General features: G+C 46.6%; 14 protein-coding genes and 1 riboswitch. Of the genes, 10 read left to right on the top strand and 4 right to left on the bottom strand.

All coding sequences use genetic code 11. The features are described from left to right. The first annotated feature begins 85 nt into the window (after positions 1-85). The 5 genes from MKY24_RS02230 (at position 86) to MKY24_RS02210 (ending at position 7,050) form a co-directional block, all read left to right on the top strand. Complete coding sequence (locus MKY24_RS02230) at positions 86-679, top strand: DUF5317 domain-containing protein (protein WP_025723384.1); 594 nt, start codon at positions 86-88, stop codon at positions 677-679. Between the two features lie 282 nt (positions 680-961). Continuing rightward, complete coding sequence (locus MKY24_RS02225) at positions 962-2,812, top strand: diguanylate cyclase (protein WP_081365925.1); 1,851 nt, start codon at positions 962-964, stop codon at positions 2,810-2,812. A gap of 254 nt (positions 2,813-3,066) precedes the next feature. Further along, positions 3,067-4,785, top strand: coding sequence for a copper resistance CopC/CopD family protein (locus MKY24_RS02220; RefSeq protein WP_339201332.1), 1,719 nt, complete (start codon positions 3,067-3,069; stop codon positions 4,783-4,785). 31 nt (positions 4,786-4,816) lie between these two features. Then, positions 4,817-5,566, top strand: coding sequence for a YcnI family protein (locus MKY24_RS02215; protein ID WP_339201331.1), 750 nt, complete (start codon positions 4,817-4,819; stop codon positions 5,564-5,566). A 236-nt stretch (positions 5,567-5,802) separates the two neighbouring features. Beyond that, complete coding sequence (locus tag MKY24_RS02210; RefSeq protein WP_023986691.1) at positions 5,803-7,050, top strand: stalk domain-containing protein; 1,248 nt, start codon at positions 5,803-5,805, stop codon at positions 7,048-7,050. 98 nt (positions 7,051-7,148) lie between these two features. On the opposite strand, the gene MKY24_RS02205 is transcribed toward MKY24_RS02210, so the two are convergent. Continuing rightward, positions 7,149-7,532, bottom strand: a complete 384-nt coding sequence (locus MKY24_RS02205; RefSeq protein WP_023986690.1) for a winged helix-turn-helix transcriptional regulator — start codon at positions 7,530-7,532, stop codon at positions 7,149-7,151. A gap of 189 nt (positions 7,533-7,721) precedes the next feature. On the opposite strand from MKY24_RS02205, the gene MKY24_RS02200 reads away from it, so the two are divergent. Continuing rightward, entirely contained in the window at positions 7,722-8,396 is a 675-nt protein-coding gene (locus MKY24_RS02200; RefSeq protein WP_028541224.1) for an NAD(P)H-dependent oxidoreductase, read from the top strand. A 104-nt stretch (positions 8,397-8,500) separates the two neighbouring features. On the opposite strand, the gene MKY24_RS02195 is transcribed toward MKY24_RS02200, so the two are convergent. Beyond that, the gene (locus MKY24_RS02195) at positions 8,501-8,881 is read right to left on the bottom strand and encodes a TIGR02328 family protein (protein WP_023986688.1); all 381 of its coding nucleotides are present in this window, start codon (positions 8,879-8,881) and stop codon (positions 8,501-8,503) included. Between the two features lie 33 nt (positions 8,882-8,914). Further along, positions 8,915-10,171: a DUF445 domain-containing protein gene (locus MKY24_RS02190; RefSeq protein ID WP_068941032.1), complete on the bottom strand. Its 1,257-nt coding sequence runs from the start codon at positions 10,169-10,171 to the stop codon at positions 8,915-8,917. Between the two features lie 593 nt (positions 10,172-10,764). Here MKY24_RS02190 and MKY24_RS02185 point away from each other — a divergent pair. From MKY24_RS02185 to MKY24_RS02170, 4 genes are all read left to right on the top strand, one after another. Further along, positions 10,765-11,646, top strand: coding sequence for an AraC family transcriptional regulator (locus MKY24_RS02185; RefSeq protein ID WP_023986686.1), 882 nt, complete (start codon positions 10,765-10,767; stop codon positions 11,644-11,646). Between the two features lie 50 nt (positions 11,647-11,696). Next, a riboswitch (cyclic di-GMP riboswitch) is annotated at positions 11,697-11,777 on the top strand. Then, positions 11,759-11,902 (top strand): hypothetical protein, encoded by a 144-nt coding sequence (locus MKY24_RS02180; protein ID WP_155613641.1) that lies wholly within the window; start codon positions 11,759-11,761, stop codon positions 11,900-11,902. It overlaps the preceding riboswitch by 19 nt. 68 nt (positions 11,903-11,970) lie before the next feature. After that, complete coding sequence (locus MKY24_RS02175; protein WP_339201329.1) at positions 11,971-15,486, top strand: collagen binding domain-containing protein; 3,516 nt, start codon at positions 11,971-11,973, stop codon at positions 15,484-15,486. 115 nt (positions 15,487-15,601) lie between these two features. Then, a complete protein-coding gene (locus MKY24_RS02170) occupies positions 15,602-16,267 on the top strand; it encodes a class D sortase (RefSeq protein ID WP_068941028.1) in 666 nt (221 codons plus the stop codon). Between the two features lie 89 nt (positions 16,268-16,356). Here the strand turns inward: MKY24_RS02170 and MKY24_RS02165 are convergent, their stop codons facing one another. Next, the gene (locus tag MKY24_RS02165) at positions 16,357-16,824 is read right to left on the bottom strand and encodes a cupin domain-containing protein (RefSeq protein WP_013308442.1); all 468 of its coding nucleotides are present in this window, start codon (positions 16,822-16,824) and stop codon (positions 16,357-16,359) included. Positions 16,825-16,853 lie beyond the last annotated feature (29 nt).

Raw genomic sequence — 16,853 nt, 5'->3', positions numbered from 1 at the left:
CTATATATCAGGCAGGAATTTACCAATTTCAGGTCGAATTATACGGTAACCAAAACAAAAAATTTGTGGAATCTGGAGAATGATAATGGTCTATGATGGAGTGCTACTAGGTCTCATTGTAGGTCTGTTCAGAGGAGGCTGGCGGCAAGGTCTGATCCGTTTCAGTCAAATTCGCCTTATAGCCGGCTGGATGTTCCCCGTGCTGCTGCTGGTACAATTCATTATTTTTTATTTCCAGGAAAAGTGGGCTTGGCTGGCAGCCATTAACGGGTATCTATTTATGGGAGTCTACGTGGTTGGATTGATATTTCTCTGGTTGAACAGACATCATAAGGGATTCAAGCTTATTATAATCGGCGTATTGATGAATTTTATCGTTATGGCGGTGAATGGCGGCAGGATGCCGGTCTCGTTGAGCGCTTCGGAGGTGCTGGGTCCCTATTATACAGATATGCTTAAATCCGGAAGTGTCATCTCGAAACATTACATGATGGATGCGAGCACGCGTCTATCATTGCTTGGTGACATTATTCCTCTCTCCAAGCCCTATCCCCGCACGCAGGTAATTAGTATTGGAGATGTTGTCATGAATTTCGGGATGTTCCTGTTTATCCAAAGCATTATGGTCGTGAAGAGAACTAAGGATAAGCAGCAAGAAACCAATCCCCGCCACGCCTAGTGCACACCTTATTCCAAGGAAGGGAGGGAACCCTATGAAAAACTTGAAATACTCCCGTGTGATTATCAATGCTATTATCGTAGCTTCTGTCATAATTGCTTTGACTTCCGGTTACAAAATCGGGGGCTAGTCACCGATAAGAAAAAAAGGAAGCACAGGCTCAACAAAACAGGCTGGATTCCGGCCTGTTTTTTCATGTGAAATTTTCGATTACAAAATTGTAAATTATCCCATTCACCCCTGGTAGCTTTGACATCAAGATACGACAAGGCAGGAGAAGAAATGATGAGTATAATAAAAAAGCTGCAAGAACGGGTTACCGCGACGGGAATATATGTGTTTTTCATATGTTTGGCAGGCGTGATCGTCCTCCTGTATACGAACCAATGGTCCTTTTTGCACTATACGACAACAGAGTGGGTCACGATCTATTCCCTATTGGGAGCAGTTCTGATTCTGGAGCATTTTACATTCCAGCTACCACCGGCCAGTAACAAGCAGTCCATGGATTCCTCCGTGTATCTGGCTTGTATTTTTGTGCATGGCACCGAAATTGCTATTCTGATTTTGTTGTTAAATGTAATCATTGCCATGTTCCGGCACACAGAGCTGTCCTGGTGGAAGCATACCGTCAATTTTTCCATTTACGCCCTTTCCATTTTCCTGTCTTCAACAGTATTTGAACTAAGCGGCGGAACGCAGGGAGCTTTAAACCAAGATCATTTCGCTTCCTACCTGCTGGCGTTGATTTGCTACTTTGCGGTGAACACCATCACACTGGGCATCTACTTTTATATCGCATACAAAGGGTCCTTCAATGAGCTTAAACAGGCTTTTTTGGCTGAATCCCTGCTCGTATACTTATGTACACTCATTCTGTCTTTGGTATTGACTACACTGATTTATAACAACGGCATTTTAGGACTTTTGCTGTTCCTTGGGCTAAGCATGCTCCTGTCTCACGCATTCAAGCAAATGTTCACGCTGTATCGGGAAATCGAAGAAAAAGCGAACATGGATCGCAGAACAGGGCTATACAATCACAGCTACTTTGAAAATACACTTGAAGCTGAATTGAATATATCCCGATCCGAGAATACTCCTCTCAGTCTGGCGCTGATTGATATTGATGATTTCAAAAAATACAATGATCATTTCGGTCATCTTAAAGGCGATCAGCTACTGGGATTTCTCGGTGAGTTTCTTAAGAAGGAAACCTCCGGCACCCACATCACCGTATCCCGCTACGGTGGAGAAGAATTTACTCTGCTTATGCCCGAGCATACCGCTGAACAAGCATATGAAACAGTCAATGCTATTCGAAAAAGATTAAATGATTCTCGTTATGAGGGTGTTGAAATTTTTCCACACGGCTGTCTGTCCTTCTCCGCAGGTATTGCACAAAGCCGCATTGACATCTACGACAAATCACAGCTGGTCGATCTGGCGGATAAAGCCCTGTACTACGCCAAGAAACAGGGCAAAAACATCGTTCATACGCACGGAAGTTTAAATGAAGTGGAGCGCGAGGTCGATCTGGGGCAGGATATTCGCGATCTTGAGCAGCAGCTTAATTTGTTCTTGTACAAGGATATTAACACTTTCAAGCATTCCAAGCGGGTATTCAGATATGCAGCAGACATGAGCGATGTGCTTCAGCTTGGACCAGAGGATAAGCGGCGTTTCATACTAGGTGCCCTCATTCATGACATTGGTAAACTGGAAATTCCCTGGAATATCCTCAATAAAAAAGAGAAGCTCTCCGGTGAGGAATGGCAGATGGTGCAAGCGCATGTCATGTGGGGCAAACGTATTGTCGAAGCCAACGAACGATTCATAGATTTGGTTCCTTTTGTGGAGCTGCATCATGAACGTTATGACGGAGGAGGCTATCCGTTTGGCTTTAAGGGCGAGCAAATTCCACGTTTATGTCGGATGCTGACGATCATCGACTCTTTTGACGCGATGACAACCGAGCGCCCCTATCAACCCACCAAAACGTTCGAGGAGGCCATTGAAGAACTACGTGCCTGCTCGGGTAGCCAATTCGATCCCAAACTAACGGCTATTTTTATCCATTATATTCAACATAAGCAATCTGCTTTCACGGATCTCATGGAAACAGGGCTCTAGTTCCTTCATAGGCTCTTCCTCTTTGCCCCTAGCGTGGTTGAAATCGTCCTGAATTCAACCACGCTAGGGGTTTTCATATGATTGGCATTTTGTATAATGCTTATTATTTCAAATTTCATATAAATGTCATAATTCGCTCCATCTATTCACGCTATATGCACTATGATTAAGATAGGAAGGGGTTTGTCCGTATAAAATGTTACAAATGGGGATATCCTCGCTTCAAGTAATCGAGAGAAGGTGACTTCACAGGCATGTTGTACCTGTCCAGACCAGCCCGTGTGGCTTGTCTTTTATTGCTGTGTCTCCCCCTTCTGATCCTGTTTCCTCACTCTTCGTGGGCTCATGCATTTGTCATTGAATCCAGTCCGACCGAAAATCAGGTTTTGGACAAGTCGCCTTCTCAGGTGACCATCACCTTCAATGAAGATTTGCAATCTGCCTTCATGTCGATCAAAGTGACCGATGAAACAGGCAAGCGGGTCGACACAGGAAAAGCACAGCTTGACCCGAATCACAAAGCCACCATGGAAATCCAATTGATTCCAGGGATGAAAAATGGAATTTACTCCGTCAATTGGAGAGCTTTATCCGCAGACGGACATCCGGTTAATGGAGTTATTCCATTTCAAGTAGGCAGCGGTTCCAATGCGCCTACCCATCAAGCTGCCGCATCTGAAGGCTCAGGGACATCACGAATCGACTTAATCGCTGTCCGTTGGTTTCTTTACATAGGACTATCGCTGCTTTTTGGAGCGATTTGTTTCCGGCTGTTCATCTTACCGAGCATAAGCCAAGACAAGAATCGAAGTGAACAGCATAAGCAAAATCAGCGGCCCTTTGAAACATTGCCCCGCTGGACTAAGCTGCTATGGAGCGGCTACGGCATAACGTCTGCCGCCATTCTGATCAGCCTGCCACTTCAGGCTTCATGGGATGCCGGGGTTTCCATCAGGGAGGGCTTCTCATTCCCGATTCTGGGAGAAGCTCTCCAGTTTACTGGAGCCGGACAAATTTGGTTTATCCAGATGATTCTCGTGCTACTCCTAAGCGTAACGCTGATTTACGCGCTGGATCACAGCATTTCGAATCGCCAGCGCCGTCTTTGGGGATACAGCTCGGCTCTCCTAACGCTATGCCTCATGCTGTCCAAGGCCTTTGTCGGCCATCCGGCAGCGGCTACGCATCCAGCTCCAGCCATTGCGGCGGACTTCGTCCATCTCGCGGCAGCAGCCTTTTGGATCGGCTCACTTGCCGTCATGGTCGTGTGCCTGCCGGTTGCCGGAGCAGAGTTGCCCGTATCCGAACGGGCAACTCTGCGACAAGCCGCCTTGCGCCGCTTCGCCGGCTGGGGCATTGCGATGGTGGCAGCGTTACTCGCCACCGGTATATATGGAGCCGTGCTGTACATTCCGGCTCCCTCCATGCTGCTGAACACGTCCTATGGACTCGTTCTGCTCGGCAAAGCAGCGCTGCTGCTAGTCATGCTGGTCTTCGCGGCCAGCCAGTTCCGCAGCGCACGGCAAGCGGCGGCGAGCAAGCGAGCCGCTGGGGGATTGCGTGCCGAGTTGTCCGTCGGCCTGCTCGTGATGCTGTTGACCGCGGTGCTCACTCACCTGTCACCCGGCCAGGCACCTGCTGTACCGTTTGAGGAGACTCGCACTACGGGCGAATATAACGTTACACTGGCAGTCAGCCCCAATGCTGTGGGCAGCAATGAATTTAAGGTATCCGTTCAGGATAGCAAGGGTGCTGCCGTTTCGGGAATCCAGCAGGTCACGTTAACGCTCACTCCAGCAGACCCTGACCAAGATCAACAGGAATTTGTTCTGCCCGTAAAGCAACAACAACCATTCCGCAGTCAGGAATTGATGACCTCCGAAGGAACATGGGCGGTAAAAGTACATGCTCTGACGGCATCACTCGATGCGGTTGATGCTGAATTTACCCTGTATGTAGGCGGTAAAAAATAATTATTTTATACTTAAAAGGAGCGAAATGAATATGAATACAACGATTCAAACAGCAAAATCCAGATTTTCCAGGTTTGCAACCTCTGTGGGTCTAATTGCGGCGGGTGCCTTACTTTTTGCAGGCATGGCCAGTGCACATGTGACAGTTAAGCCTTCTATTTCACAACCTAATGCATGGGAAACGTACACATTGAAAGTACCCGTGGAAAAAAACATTCCAACCACCAAAGTCGCCTTGAAAATTCCGAAAGAGGTCGTTTTCAAACAATACGAGCCTGTACCGAATTGGAAGGTAGCCACCGAAAAAGACAGCTCTGGCAAAGTAACCACCGTGACCTGGACGACTGAAAAAGACGGCATTCAAGCGGGTCAGTATCAACGTTTCAGCTTTGTAGCGCAAAATGCAGACCAGAATACCGCAGCAGCCTGGGACGCCTTCCAATATTATAGTGACGGAAGTATTGTGGAATGGACAGGCGATGAAGGAAGTAACAACCCTCATTCTATTACCGAAATCACGGCGGATGCCACGTCCGCAACTCCTGCCCCTGCCGCAGACAGCGGACACGATTCAGCGGGTATGGCAGCAGGCCACGCGAGCACAGATACGACTAAAGATAGCAGCAGTCCCGCACCTGCTTCGAATAATGCTGTAGAAGCTGCCCCTGCTGCTTCTGCTCCTGCCAGCTCTACTGCACAAACGACAGCACTCGTCCTCTCGATCATTGCAGTCGTTCTTGGTGCCGCAGCTGTCGGCATTGCACTCAAGCGCCGCAAGTAATCTGGGTTACGAATGAAGTTAAGATCGTTTTAAAAAGAAAAAGCTGACACCTAGTTAAAGGGGTCAGCTTTTTTGTATGAAAGAACACGATTAATATTCAGCTTTAATACATATTCAAATTCATCTCATCCTATTATTTCACATTCACCTTTCTATCATTTTTTTGGTAAAATGGTAGATACCTCACGATTCTAACATGATAGCATTGCAATCTATTGAGCATAGGAGATCATAGGATGAAAATCGTAAATAAGGCTCTGTTATCTAGCGCTATTTTCCTGAGTACCGCAGCGGGCATCTATAGCCCCTTGGCACAAGCCGAGACCGGCAAGATCAGCATTATGCTGGACGGATATCCATTACCGTTCCCCGTACAACCTGCCATGATGAACGGCACGACCATGGTTCCCTTTCGCGCTATTTCTGAGGCTCTCGGCATTACAGTGAAATGGGATCAAGCCAGCCAAAGCATCACTGCTACCAAAGCGCAAGGCTCTGCTACCAAACAGGTGGTTCTAAAGATGGGTAGCCGCAATGCCACAGTGGACGGACAAACGGTTCAACTAACAGCCGCTCCGCAAACCGTGCACGGCAGCACCATGATTCCGCTGGGCTTTTTCGGGCAGCAGTTTGGAGCCACGGTGAACTGGAACCAGGGAACACGGACGGTCTCCATTACATCGCCACGTGAAGCTATGTATACAGTAGGCTTCTATGCGCTGTCTTCCTTTGACCAAAAATCCAAAATACCGGATTTTAACGCAGTTGCCTTCGGCTGGAGTCGAATTGATACGAACGGACAATTTACGACAAACGGCAAAGAATACAAATGGCCTCAAGCCGCTGGAACCGTAACGCCGGAGTCCATTGTGCAGGAGGCAGACAGCCAGGGGACTTCCCCTTACCTGATGGTCTATTCCGGAGATGGCAATCACGAACTGACCAAGGTTTTGGAAAATGCGCAGCTTCAAGAACAAACCATTTCCCAAATCGTCAGTACCGCCACCGACAAACAATTTAAAGGCATTACGCTAGATCTGGAAGGATTGGGCTGGAGCGGCGATAAAGCCAAAGCGCGTTCAGACTACAACGCCTTTATTCAAAAGTTATCGGCCAAAGCGCATCAGGCTGGACTCAAGCTCACCGTCGTTCTACATCCGCTGAACAGCTCTTACTCTGGCTATGACTACAAAACGCTGGGCAATCTGGCGGACGATCTGATCATCATGGCCTATGATTACGGACAAAAGGCTACGCCTGAGCCTTTGGATAAAGTGGATGAAGCCATACAACTGGCCTTGAAGGAAACCTCGCGCGACAAGCTCATTTTGGGGATTTCGATGGGTAGTGAAAAAGATAGCACCGTTAACGCCAAGATCGGTTTAGCCAAACGTTATGACCTCAAAGGAATCGCTATCTGGCGCTTGGGCATCATTGGAGAAACGGCTTGGGCGCAGATGAACGAAGCCATCGAGTTTAAATAAGTGCACATTTTATCTAAATAACCCAGACCTTATTCCGCCCGCTAATGATTTCTTATGCGTCTTCTATGAAATCATTTGGCGGGCTTTCTTCATGCCCTTTAACAAAAGTGCTTGCCTGATTTGGAAGTTGTCGTCACAGGCTCGCAACCCTGTTCTCCATAGAAGATCCCCCAGTCTCTCATAAAATCCAGCAACGGCCTTAACGTATCTCCCAACGGGGTAAGCGAGTATTCCACACGCGGTGGGTTCTCATTATAAATTTCACGGTGCACAATGCCATCTCTCTCCAGTTCACGCAACTGCAAGGTTAGCATCCGCTGTGTAATATTAGGCAAGGTCCGTCGAATTTCGTTATAGCGCCGCGGTCCTGTCGTCAAATGATACAAGATGACTCCCTTCCACTTGCCGCCTATAACCCCGACGGTTTTCGCTACCGGACATCCAAAATTAACGCTAACTGCATGTTCCATCTCCTGTGCCATGTATACCCCTTCTTTCTGTAGAATGTGTAAACCAATAGCCCCAGACGCATGACAAGGAACAAATATGTGCGTACTTGTTCCCTGCAAAAACTTTCTATATGATAACTATATATTCGATATCAGCTCTCATTATAGTAGCAGAAAACCCATAGAGTACCAACTAAACCCATATCAAAAGGAGTACATTTTATGTCTAATACATCAGCTAAAAAACAGGAAATTCTGGACGCCTTTCTGTTCAGGCACGCCACGAAAGAATTCGATCCCAATCGCATCATACCAGAAGAGGATTTTCAGTTCATTCTCGAAACCGGGCGACTTTCTCCAAGCTCCGTTGGTTTTGAACCATGGCAGTTTGTAGTTGTACAAAATCAGGCATTGAGAGAAAAGCTGGCTGCAGTTTCCAGCGGCGGTCAAAAGCAGATTCCTGCGGCTAGCCACGTCGTCCTGATTTTGGCGCGCAAGGATGTTCGTTATGATTCTCCTTACGTGGAGTATATGTATAAAGAGGTTAAAGGTATGTCTGAGGAGGACTTTGCCTCACTGCCAGGCCGCTATAAGATTTTCCAGGGTGAAAATCAACGCTTACTGGAAAACGAACGTACGTTATTTGACTGGGCTTCCAAGCAAACCTACATTGCCTTAGGCAATATGATGACAGCGGCGGCTCAGATCGGTATTGATTCCTGTCCAATTGAGGGCTTTAACTACGATCAGGTGCATGCCATTTTGGAGGAAGAAGGACTGCTAGAAAACGGGCTGCTCGATATTTCAGTCATTGCTGCCTTCGGTTATCGCGCTCATGAACCCAAGCGGGAAAAATCCAGACAACCGCTGGAAAAGGTCACCCGCTGGATTCTGTAATCTAATATCCCGAGTCTCTCCCCCAAGCACTGAACACTGAAGCATCAAAAAAGCGGGCTTGCGGCACTTCATCTGAATGATGAACATACCGCAGCCCGTCTTTTTTAGGTCACTTCAATCTCTATTAAAATACCCTTGGAAGCCAGGTTATCCAGGCACTCCTTCATATACTCATCGTCATGCTCCACATATGCACCCGCGCCTGCCAGTTCCTCACCCAGCTCCGCCTCCCAAGGCTCACACTGCTTACCGCGATACAACGGCTGTTCCCATAGTGGATCAACATTGTACCCTCTGCTTTTCATTTCGTCCATAATGAGCCTATGATAGCGCACCAGCAGCATTGGGTGATAATCGAACACATAATTCACGGTGGCGTGTGGCTTGCCCCACCCATTCCCGCGCAGGGCACAGCACTCACGATGTTGCCCCAGCAGTTGCGGACGGGGTAACCTGTCGATCAAATGTTCATGCCAAAGCCTCATGCTTCCACAACCCTATCTGTAGCTTTTTCTGGTCTATTGGATTAGCATACGGATACCTGTCAGCACAATGCCGATCAGGAAGCCTGTAACTGCGCCGTTAATACGTATCCACTGCAAATCCTGTCCCAGTTTGTCCTCCATCAGTGCAATCAGGGATTTGTTATCCATTTTGTCTACATTTTCGCGTACCAAGTTACCAATTCGACTATGGTTGGCTTCCACCAGTCCAGTAATACCTTCCACAATTCGCACATTGATCTTGTCCAGCAGCTCGGTATTCCCTCTTAAATCAGTCAGCATCCGATCCAATAGCGGTAAAATATAGGTCTGCACATAGCTTCCGTCTTCCATGTAGTCCAATAAGCGTATACGCAGTTCTTCCATTTTGCCCAGCACTGACGCATCGCCTTCCCAGGCTTCAACAAGGCTATCCTTCCAGCCGTTCAACCCTTCCTGAACCGTATCTTTCGTCGCCAATCGGGTCACCTGTGTTCTCAGACCATCCAGCACGGCCTGGCGGCGCGGGTGCTCTTCCCTTTGCAGTTCTGCTACCTGATCCAGCAGGAAATGACGAATCATTTCACCCATACGCTCTTCGTTCAGATAGCCGAGGAATGCGTTCAAGGCAAACTGCATCAGCCCGCTCACCTGCAAACCACTAACAGCCTGCATCCCTAAGGTGCCCAGCGTATAACCCGTTTCGGGTCGCAAAAGCCAGGACTCGGCTTGCTCCAGCGTGTAATCCAGTGCGCGGCGATCATAGCCCTTCTCGCTGGTTTGACGAGCAAGCGCCTCCAGCAGCGGTCCGGTGTCAAAGTCAGTCACCTGCCGCTTGAGCTCTGCCACGATGACCGGAGCCAATTCCGCGAGCGGGAGCGACTGGACGAGACGCTTGGCAAGAACATCTATGGATGCCGCCGCCTCCGGCGTGCGCATTCCTTTTTCCACACCGCCCAGTACCAAATCGGCCAAACGAATATCTGCAATTTTAGACGCAATGCTGTCTTTGTTTAGCAGGTTATTTTCCACGGTACTCACCAATGCATTCGTGAGCTTGTCCCTATTTTTAGGAAGCAGCGCCGTATGTGGTATCGGAATGCCTAGCGGATGACGGAACAAAGCAGTGACAGCGAACCAGTCTGCCAGTCCCCCTACAAGTCCTGCCTCAAAAGCTCCGGCTAATAAACGAGCCCAGCCATATTGCTGGAAGGGCAATGTGGCTGCAAAGCCTGCCCCTAGAATAACGAGCGACCAAGCCGCTGCGGTTTTCGTACTTTTTGGTTTTCCCATCCTGTAATCCTCCAAACTGACTGTCGAGTAAGTAAAGCACTATACCTGTATTACCCATCATATCATTGCCCGTGTCATTTCCAAAGTTGAAAGCACTTTTGATGAAACGCGCAAGGGCACTTTTTGCGTAATTTTTTATGCATATATCTCTCTTTTTTACATTCATGTTTGTGAACAAAATCACAGTACTGGGCCCAAACTCTTATTTTCAATAATAAGCCTTACGAACCATTTTAACAAAACCAAGTCCCAATTTTTTTAAACCGAAAGGAGAAGTGAACAAGAAAGTTGAATGGGCATAAGATACCTTTTTTCAGTACCATTTTGGTATTTGACCTCAGAAAGGATTTGAATCCATGATAACCCCAGATTCTTTCAACAGCATTCGACTTTTTCATATGGATTATCAGATTAAATATCCATAAAAAGCGAGACTCCCATAAAGCTCACACACATAATTTGATATATAGACATATTTGTTGTGATAAAATAAACTTTTATAAATAGGAAATCATGTTTAATCAGCCATTATATATTGGTAAATCAAACCAAGATATGCTAGATAAAATTGCTTTTTTGTAAAGGAATTGAATATGACAACAGACCAAAAAAACAACGTGGGCCTCTGGAATGGCGATCCGGTCGTAATTGTACGCACTCCCTCCGCTTTTGCCAAGCAATCCCTTTTATATATCCAGGAATTAGGCTACTTTCAAAAAACTTCTGCTTTTACGATGGAAAGGAAAGAACTTGCCTCTTTTTTGCTTGTCTTTACGTTGTCTGGTAAGGGAGAATTACTGTACCGGGACAAGAAATATATCATAAAACCTCAAGATTTGTTCTTTATTAATTGCGAGGAATATGTTCAATACAGCACCTCCGGTCATGAATCCTGGGAGTATATCAGCCTGTACCTGTATGGCAACCTGATCGAAAATTTTTACGAACAATTTGCCAAGCATAATAAACCGGTCATTTCCATGCATAATCCGCATATTATATTGGATAAGCTCCATGCTCTGATTTGCGGGCAGTCTGACAGAAGTCTTTCCGCTGAGCTGCTAACGTCCAGGCTCATTGGTGAAATACTAATGTGCATTTTGCAACATCCCTATGATCATCCGCATGTGAATGCTGAAACCCTCAGCGAAGTACGCCGGGTACAGCAATATTTGGATCAGTCCTACTGTGAGCGAATAACACTGGACTCGCTGGCAGACATGTTTGAATTAAACAAGTTTAATCTGGCTAAAAATTTCAAAAAGCAGATCGGTTTCTCTCCGATTGATTATCTCATTAATGTCCGTATCACAGCCGCTCAAAGCTGGCTTAAAACCAGTGACATGTCCATTGTGGATATCGCAAGGTACGTAGGGATTCCCAATACGAGCCATTTTATTAACCTATTCAAGGAGCATGTAGGAGAAACACCTCATTCCTTCCGCAAAAAATGGGGGAACCGTTCCAAGTTGTAAATGAGAGGTTACATGAAATCAGTTTGATAGATGATAGACGCACAAGCTATTCAAGTTAATGGCAAAACTGTCGAAAGGCAGTGACGCAAAACTATAGGGCCTTCCTATCCGGATGGCAGCCAGCTACCAGATGAACGAGCTTTTTATTATGTCTTTTTTACATAGATCCATCACAAATTGCTATGCCTCTCTCGAAGAAAGCCCTGATCGCTATGATCAGGGCTTTTTTTCTATTGGGATAGTCATGTCAGCCTAGCATGCTGAATATACTAATTTCGAACGAAGCATTGCCATATTACGATGAATAGGAGAATCACTTGGAGCATGAGAACAAAAATAAATGTAATGATCATTGCCTTATTGCTCATTGTCCAAAGCTTTTTCAGCGCAACGCTGGCTTACGCAGATGCTCCAGCCCCAGAACTGCCGCAGAGTGCTGTATCTGATCCTACACCTACCGTTACAGATGCTGTATACGTTGTCCCAAACCTTGAACCTCCTGGGGAGATTCCTTCAAACACGGTCCCCTTCGTTCAAGGAGCAGTCAGTTCAAAGTCTCAACATGATACAGCTCCGCAGAGCATACTAACGAAGTTGAACCTGACCGACGAAGCAGGGCGTGTCATTGATGCGGTATATAGTCCTGGCAGCCAATTCGACATCGGATCAGCCATCCAACTAGGCTATGAATGGGAGCTTCCTGACAATACCTATAAGTCAGGGGACACCTTCACCTTTCATTTACCAGAACAGTTTGTCATCTACTCTGATATCTCATCTCCGTTAGTCACTACCGACGGAACCGTGGGATACTTCACAGTAGATCGTCAGGGCAAGGTTATCATGACCTTTAACCAATATGTAGAGAATCACTCCAATGTCAGCGGCAAACTACAAGTTAAAACCGAGTTTACGAAAGAAACGGTGAAAGGCAGTACAGAGATCATCATTGCGATTCCGATCAAAGGCGGGGTACAAACGGTCATCGTGAATGTAAAACCCCAGTCAGGGCCAACCCTAAGCAAACAAGGGAAAATAGAGGGCACCAATCAGATCGACTGGACCATTGATGTGAACAAACAGCTAAACACCGTAAAGCATGCCCTCATCACCGATCCCATTCCTTCAGGGCTGGAACTCAGAAGAGACTCTATCCGGCTCTATCATCTACAAGTCAATATCGACGGCTCGACCGTTGTTCGAGACCTAGTGAATGCAAGTGAATATGCCATTGAAGCAGATCAAGCCGGGACAGGGTTTGTGATTCGTTTTCAAGACGATAGCATTAACACGGCCTATCAGATTCAATATTCCACGCGTATTATTGGCGATAAAACTCGTTTCTCCAACACAGCAACGCTTTCAGGAGATGCGATAGAGAACGTTGTTGCTACCGCTACTGTTCAGGTGGAACGTGGTGAATTTTTGTCCAAAAAGGTTGAAAAATATGATCATGCCACACAAACACTCTCGTGGGCCATAAGATATAACTTCAGCGAGACAAAAATCCCCGAAGCCAAAGCTCTTTTAATTGATCATTTCAATAAAACTCAAGAATTGCTGCCCGGTTCTTTGAAAGTATTTAAGGGAAACACACTGGAGGAGCTCCCATCGTGGGCGTATACTGTCATCCCAGTTGATTATCCGGACCGCAACGGCTTCAAACTTCAATTCAACTTCGACGTAGATTCAGCTTATACCATCCGATACCAGACTCAAGCCAGAGGCCGTGTCTATGAAAATGAAAAAGTTATAAACATCATAACTTCAGATGGAACGCAGAAGATCGTATCGACGGAAATCATAAGCGGAGTTATGACTAAAATGTATGACACACCCAATTACAACACCAAAATCATACCTTGGGTGATTACCATCAATACAGACTTGTACACCATGAAAAATATTGTCATTCAGGATGTGTTTCCAAACGGGGGCTTGGCCTTGTTACCAGACACCCTGAAAATTCAAAGTGTTGACGGAACAACGGAGCTACGTGCGCCCACGGATTATGAGCTGGTTCCGCTATCACAGGACTATAAACAAGGATTTACACTCATTTTTCATAAAGCCATTCAGAAGGCTTATACAATCAAGTATTCAACCACCTATAATAATGACTGGAAAACGGATACGACGAAGCCCGAGTTTCGTAATAAATCCCATATAGAATACCAGTTTGAAGACGGAGAAAGATCATCGCAAGGAGTGGAGTGCCCGATCTGGCCGGACTTTATGACACAACGAAACGGTGCCAAGCAAGGAAGCTATAATGCAACCTCCAAGCTCATTACCTGGGACATTAAAGCTAACTACAATCGCAAGATCCTGAATCACGCGGAAGTGAGAGACCCCTTGTTGCAAGGTCAGAAGTTACTGCCCGCCTCCGTAAAAGTATACGATATGACCTTGCTGGGATGGTGGGATGGCGTACAAAAAGGGGCTGAAATCCCAGCAGATCAATACACCATTATTCCTCCCTCCGAGCAAAATGGTAATGAATTGCGTATCCAGTTCAAGGAGCAAATACAGACTCCCTACTGGATTACCTTTCAAACTTCATTGGAAGGAGAACTGATTGAAAAAGAAATCCACAATCAAGCCCTTCTACTGGATGGACAAAAAACAGTCTCTGAATGGGCAGCGCAAGTCGCGGTACCTCATGGCGGAGAATATGTATCTAAAGTCGGTACACAAAATGGAAATAAGATCGATTGGAGCATCCGCATCAATGAAGGACAGTCCCATGTATCCAACGCTAAAATTATAGATCAGCCTAGCAACAATCAAATCCTAATTGAGGATTCCTTTCATTTGTACTCTACAATAATCGCTGCCAACGGAAATACCACCAAAAGCACCGAGTTGATTAGAAACCAAGATTACAAGCTGTATATCAAGACAGACGCTCAAGGCCAGCAAACTTTTGAAGTTACTTTTGCCAAGGATATTTCCACTGCTTTTATACTTGAATACCAATCGTTCATTCATGCTGAAGACAAAGCCAAGGTGAGTAATAAGGTTGCCTTTGAGGGGGATCGCTTGACGACAGAGATGCGGGAAACCAGCCAGGAAATCATCGTACGAACGTCTTCCGGCTCCGGTTCTGGCGGGGGTGTGACCGAAAGTCTTGAGCTGACCAAGGTAGATCAGGATATGCCTGACAAGGTACTGCCTGGCGCACAGTTTGCGCTCTATGATAAAGGTCAAAAAAGAGCCCCGCTCATTCAGACCACCAATGCGGAAGGCAAAATCATCTTTTCCTCCTTGCTTCATGACGATTATATCTTGGAAGAATTGGCAGCACCGGAGGGCTATAAAGTCACCGAGGGCAAGCTCGAGATCAAAATAGACGCAACACTGCGACAAAGCTCTGGTGTAAAGAGGGTTGTGATCACCAATCGTAAAGAAAAGAAAAACGAACCAGGAACGCCTACTCATCCAGACCCTTCACCCCCGTCCGGAGGCTCAGGTAAAAAACATGACAAAGATCCGGAAATACCCGATACTCCGTCTATAACCGTTCCTCCGTCATTGCCAAAGTCTCCGGAGGACATAGTCCCTCCACAGGAGGAACCTGCGCCTATACCGCCGGAGCCGGAGCCGCCAGCCGTCATGCCTCATCAAGATCCTCCTCCTCCGGTGGATTCGAAAGACGATCCCGAACCTAAGATCCGTCTCAAGGTTCCGGGAAAAGAACCTGAAGATCCGGAGGATACACCTGCGGTACACCAATTGCCCCAAACAGGTGAAAGCAGCCCCGTTCCGTTCTATTTGACAGGCATAGCGATGGTTATATGGGGCGTATTTTTGAAATTCACACGAATAAACAAAAAATAAAACCGATCACCTGCCCTGATCTCCCGACTCATTCCATTCCCGATTGGAATGAGTTGGGAATGGGGCATTTTTCAAAAAATATGTATAATCCGTATATTGCTTAGGGGAGGCGAGATTGCTGAGTCTGCGTAAACTTTCCTACGTATTTATTGTGTTAGGCTTACTTTTTATTTTGTTTCCTAAAGCGACAGAATGGAATGAGGATCAGGAACAAAGCAAGCTATTAAAAGCAGCAGAGCTACCATCTGGAAAAAACGACGCGCTATGGCCCCCCAGTCTTACGGACAGCTATGCTCGCTTGTCCACTCGTCTTACAGAAGTTCCGGTTAGTGAAGCACGACAAAATACTTCCCCATCCCCTGCTCCCATGGTAAGCGCTAATGAACAAACTCCCATAGCCACTATTAGTATAAGTCGTATTGCTTTAAAGCTCCCTGTATTGGAAGGCGCAACGAGGATAAATATGAGACACGCGGCTGTACATATGCCGGAAACGGGGACGCTGGGACAAGCGGGGAATGCCGCCATTGCTGCTCATCGAGCCCGTACCTCTGGACGTTTATTTAATCGTCTAAATGAATTGAAGATCGGGGATAAGATTGTTGTTAACGCTCGGGGTAACCAATATGTATATAGCGTTTATAGCCTGAAGGTGGTCGATCCTACGGACGTGTCTGTTCTGAAAAGCTTCAAAAAACAAAAGCTGCTTACACTGATTACATGTGACCCTCTCGTAAACCCCACCCATCGTCTCATTGTTCAGGCGAAACTAAGCACCTAAAGCTATTTTAAAGCCCTATTTCTATGAGTAAACATAAATCAGGCGGGCCATTCCTGTTCATTACAGAAATACACCCGCCAATGCTCACATCATGATTCAGTTGGATTCTTGGCAATCAGCTTGAAATCATCAAAGTGGAATCCTGGTGCAACCACACAGGTTACCAGCACGGGCTCATCCCCAAGCGGACGTGCCGTTTGCCATACTGCTCCTGGAACGAGTGCTTGTGGATGCTGTCCTGCCTCCACATCCGCACCGACGATAATCACAGTTTCTTCACCAGGCTCTTCTCCACTTCCACCCAATTTCAACTCTACAGGGCTTCCGCTATGATATAACCACAGCTCATCAGAATGGACCACATGCCACTCGGAGAACTCACCCGGATGCAGCAAGAAATACGTAGACGAAGCTGCAAAGCGCGGACCGGAATACACATCCGGCAGTACAGGCTTCGGAATTTGGAAATGGGCCTTCCACATCTCTTTGTACCAGCCGCCTTCTGGATGGGGCTCCATGCCCAATGCCGTTACTAGCGGTGAAATAGCTTTCGTCATTGTCTAACCTTCCTTTACCCTAAATTCCT

The organism is Paenibacillus sp. FSL P2-0322, from assembly GCF_037975315.1.
Taxonomy (GTDB): domain Bacteria; phylum Bacillota; class Bacilli; order Paenibacillales; family Paenibacillaceae; genus Paenibacillus; species Paenibacillus polymyxa_B.
The sequence above is the reverse complement of the archived record's forward strand: the minus strand, read 5'-3'. Positions and strand labels throughout refer to the sequence as shown.

Coding starts and splice junctions, on each gene's coding strand:
- MKY24_RS02225 (WP_081365925.1), top strand. CDS start 962: ATGATGAGTATAATAAAAAAGCTGCAAGAACGGGTTACCGCGACGGGA.
- MKY24_RS02195 (WP_023986688.1), bottom strand. CDS start 8,881: ATGAGGCTTTGGCATGAACATTTGATCGACAGGTTACCCCGTCCGCAA.
- MKY24_RS02185 (WP_023986686.1), top strand. CDS start 10,765: ATGACAACAGACCAAAAAAACAACGTGGGCCTCTGGAATGGCGATCCG.
- MKY24_RS02190 (WP_068941032.1), bottom strand. CDS start 10,171: ATGGGAAAACCAAAAAGTACGAAAACCGCAGCGGCTTGGTCGCTCGTT.
- MKY24_RS02215 (WP_339201331.1), top strand. CDS start 4,817: ATGAATACAACGATTCAAACAGCAAAATCCAGATTTTCCAGGTTTGCA.
- MKY24_RS02200 (WP_028541224.1), top strand. CDS start 7,722: ATGTCTAATACATCAGCTAAAAAACAGGAAATTCTGGACGCCTTTCTG.
- MKY24_RS02165 (WP_013308442.1), bottom strand. CDS start 16,824: ATGACGAAAGCTATTTCACCGCTAGTAACGGCATTGGGCATGGAGCCC.
- MKY24_RS02205 (WP_023986690.1), bottom strand. CDS start 7,532: ATGGCACAGGAGATGGAACATGCAGTTAGCGTTAATTTTGGATGTCCG.
- MKY24_RS02210 (WP_023986691.1), top strand. CDS start 5,803: ATGAAAATCGTAAATAAGGCTCTGTTATCTAGCGCTATTTTCCTGAGT.
- MKY24_RS02180 (WP_155613641.1), top strand. CDS start 11,759: ATGGCAGCCAGCTACCAGATGAACGAGCTTTTTATTATGTCTTTTTTA.
- MKY24_RS02220 (WP_339201332.1), top strand. CDS start 3,067: ATGTTGTACCTGTCCAGACCAGCCCGTGTGGCTTGTCTTTTATTGCTG.
- MKY24_RS02175 (WP_339201329.1), top strand. CDS start 11,971: ATGAGAACAAAAATAAATGTAATGATCATTGCCTTATTGCTCATTGTC.
- MKY24_RS02230 (WP_025723384.1), top strand. CDS start 86: ATGGTCTATGATGGAGTGCTACTAGGTCTCATTGTAGGTCTGTTCAGA.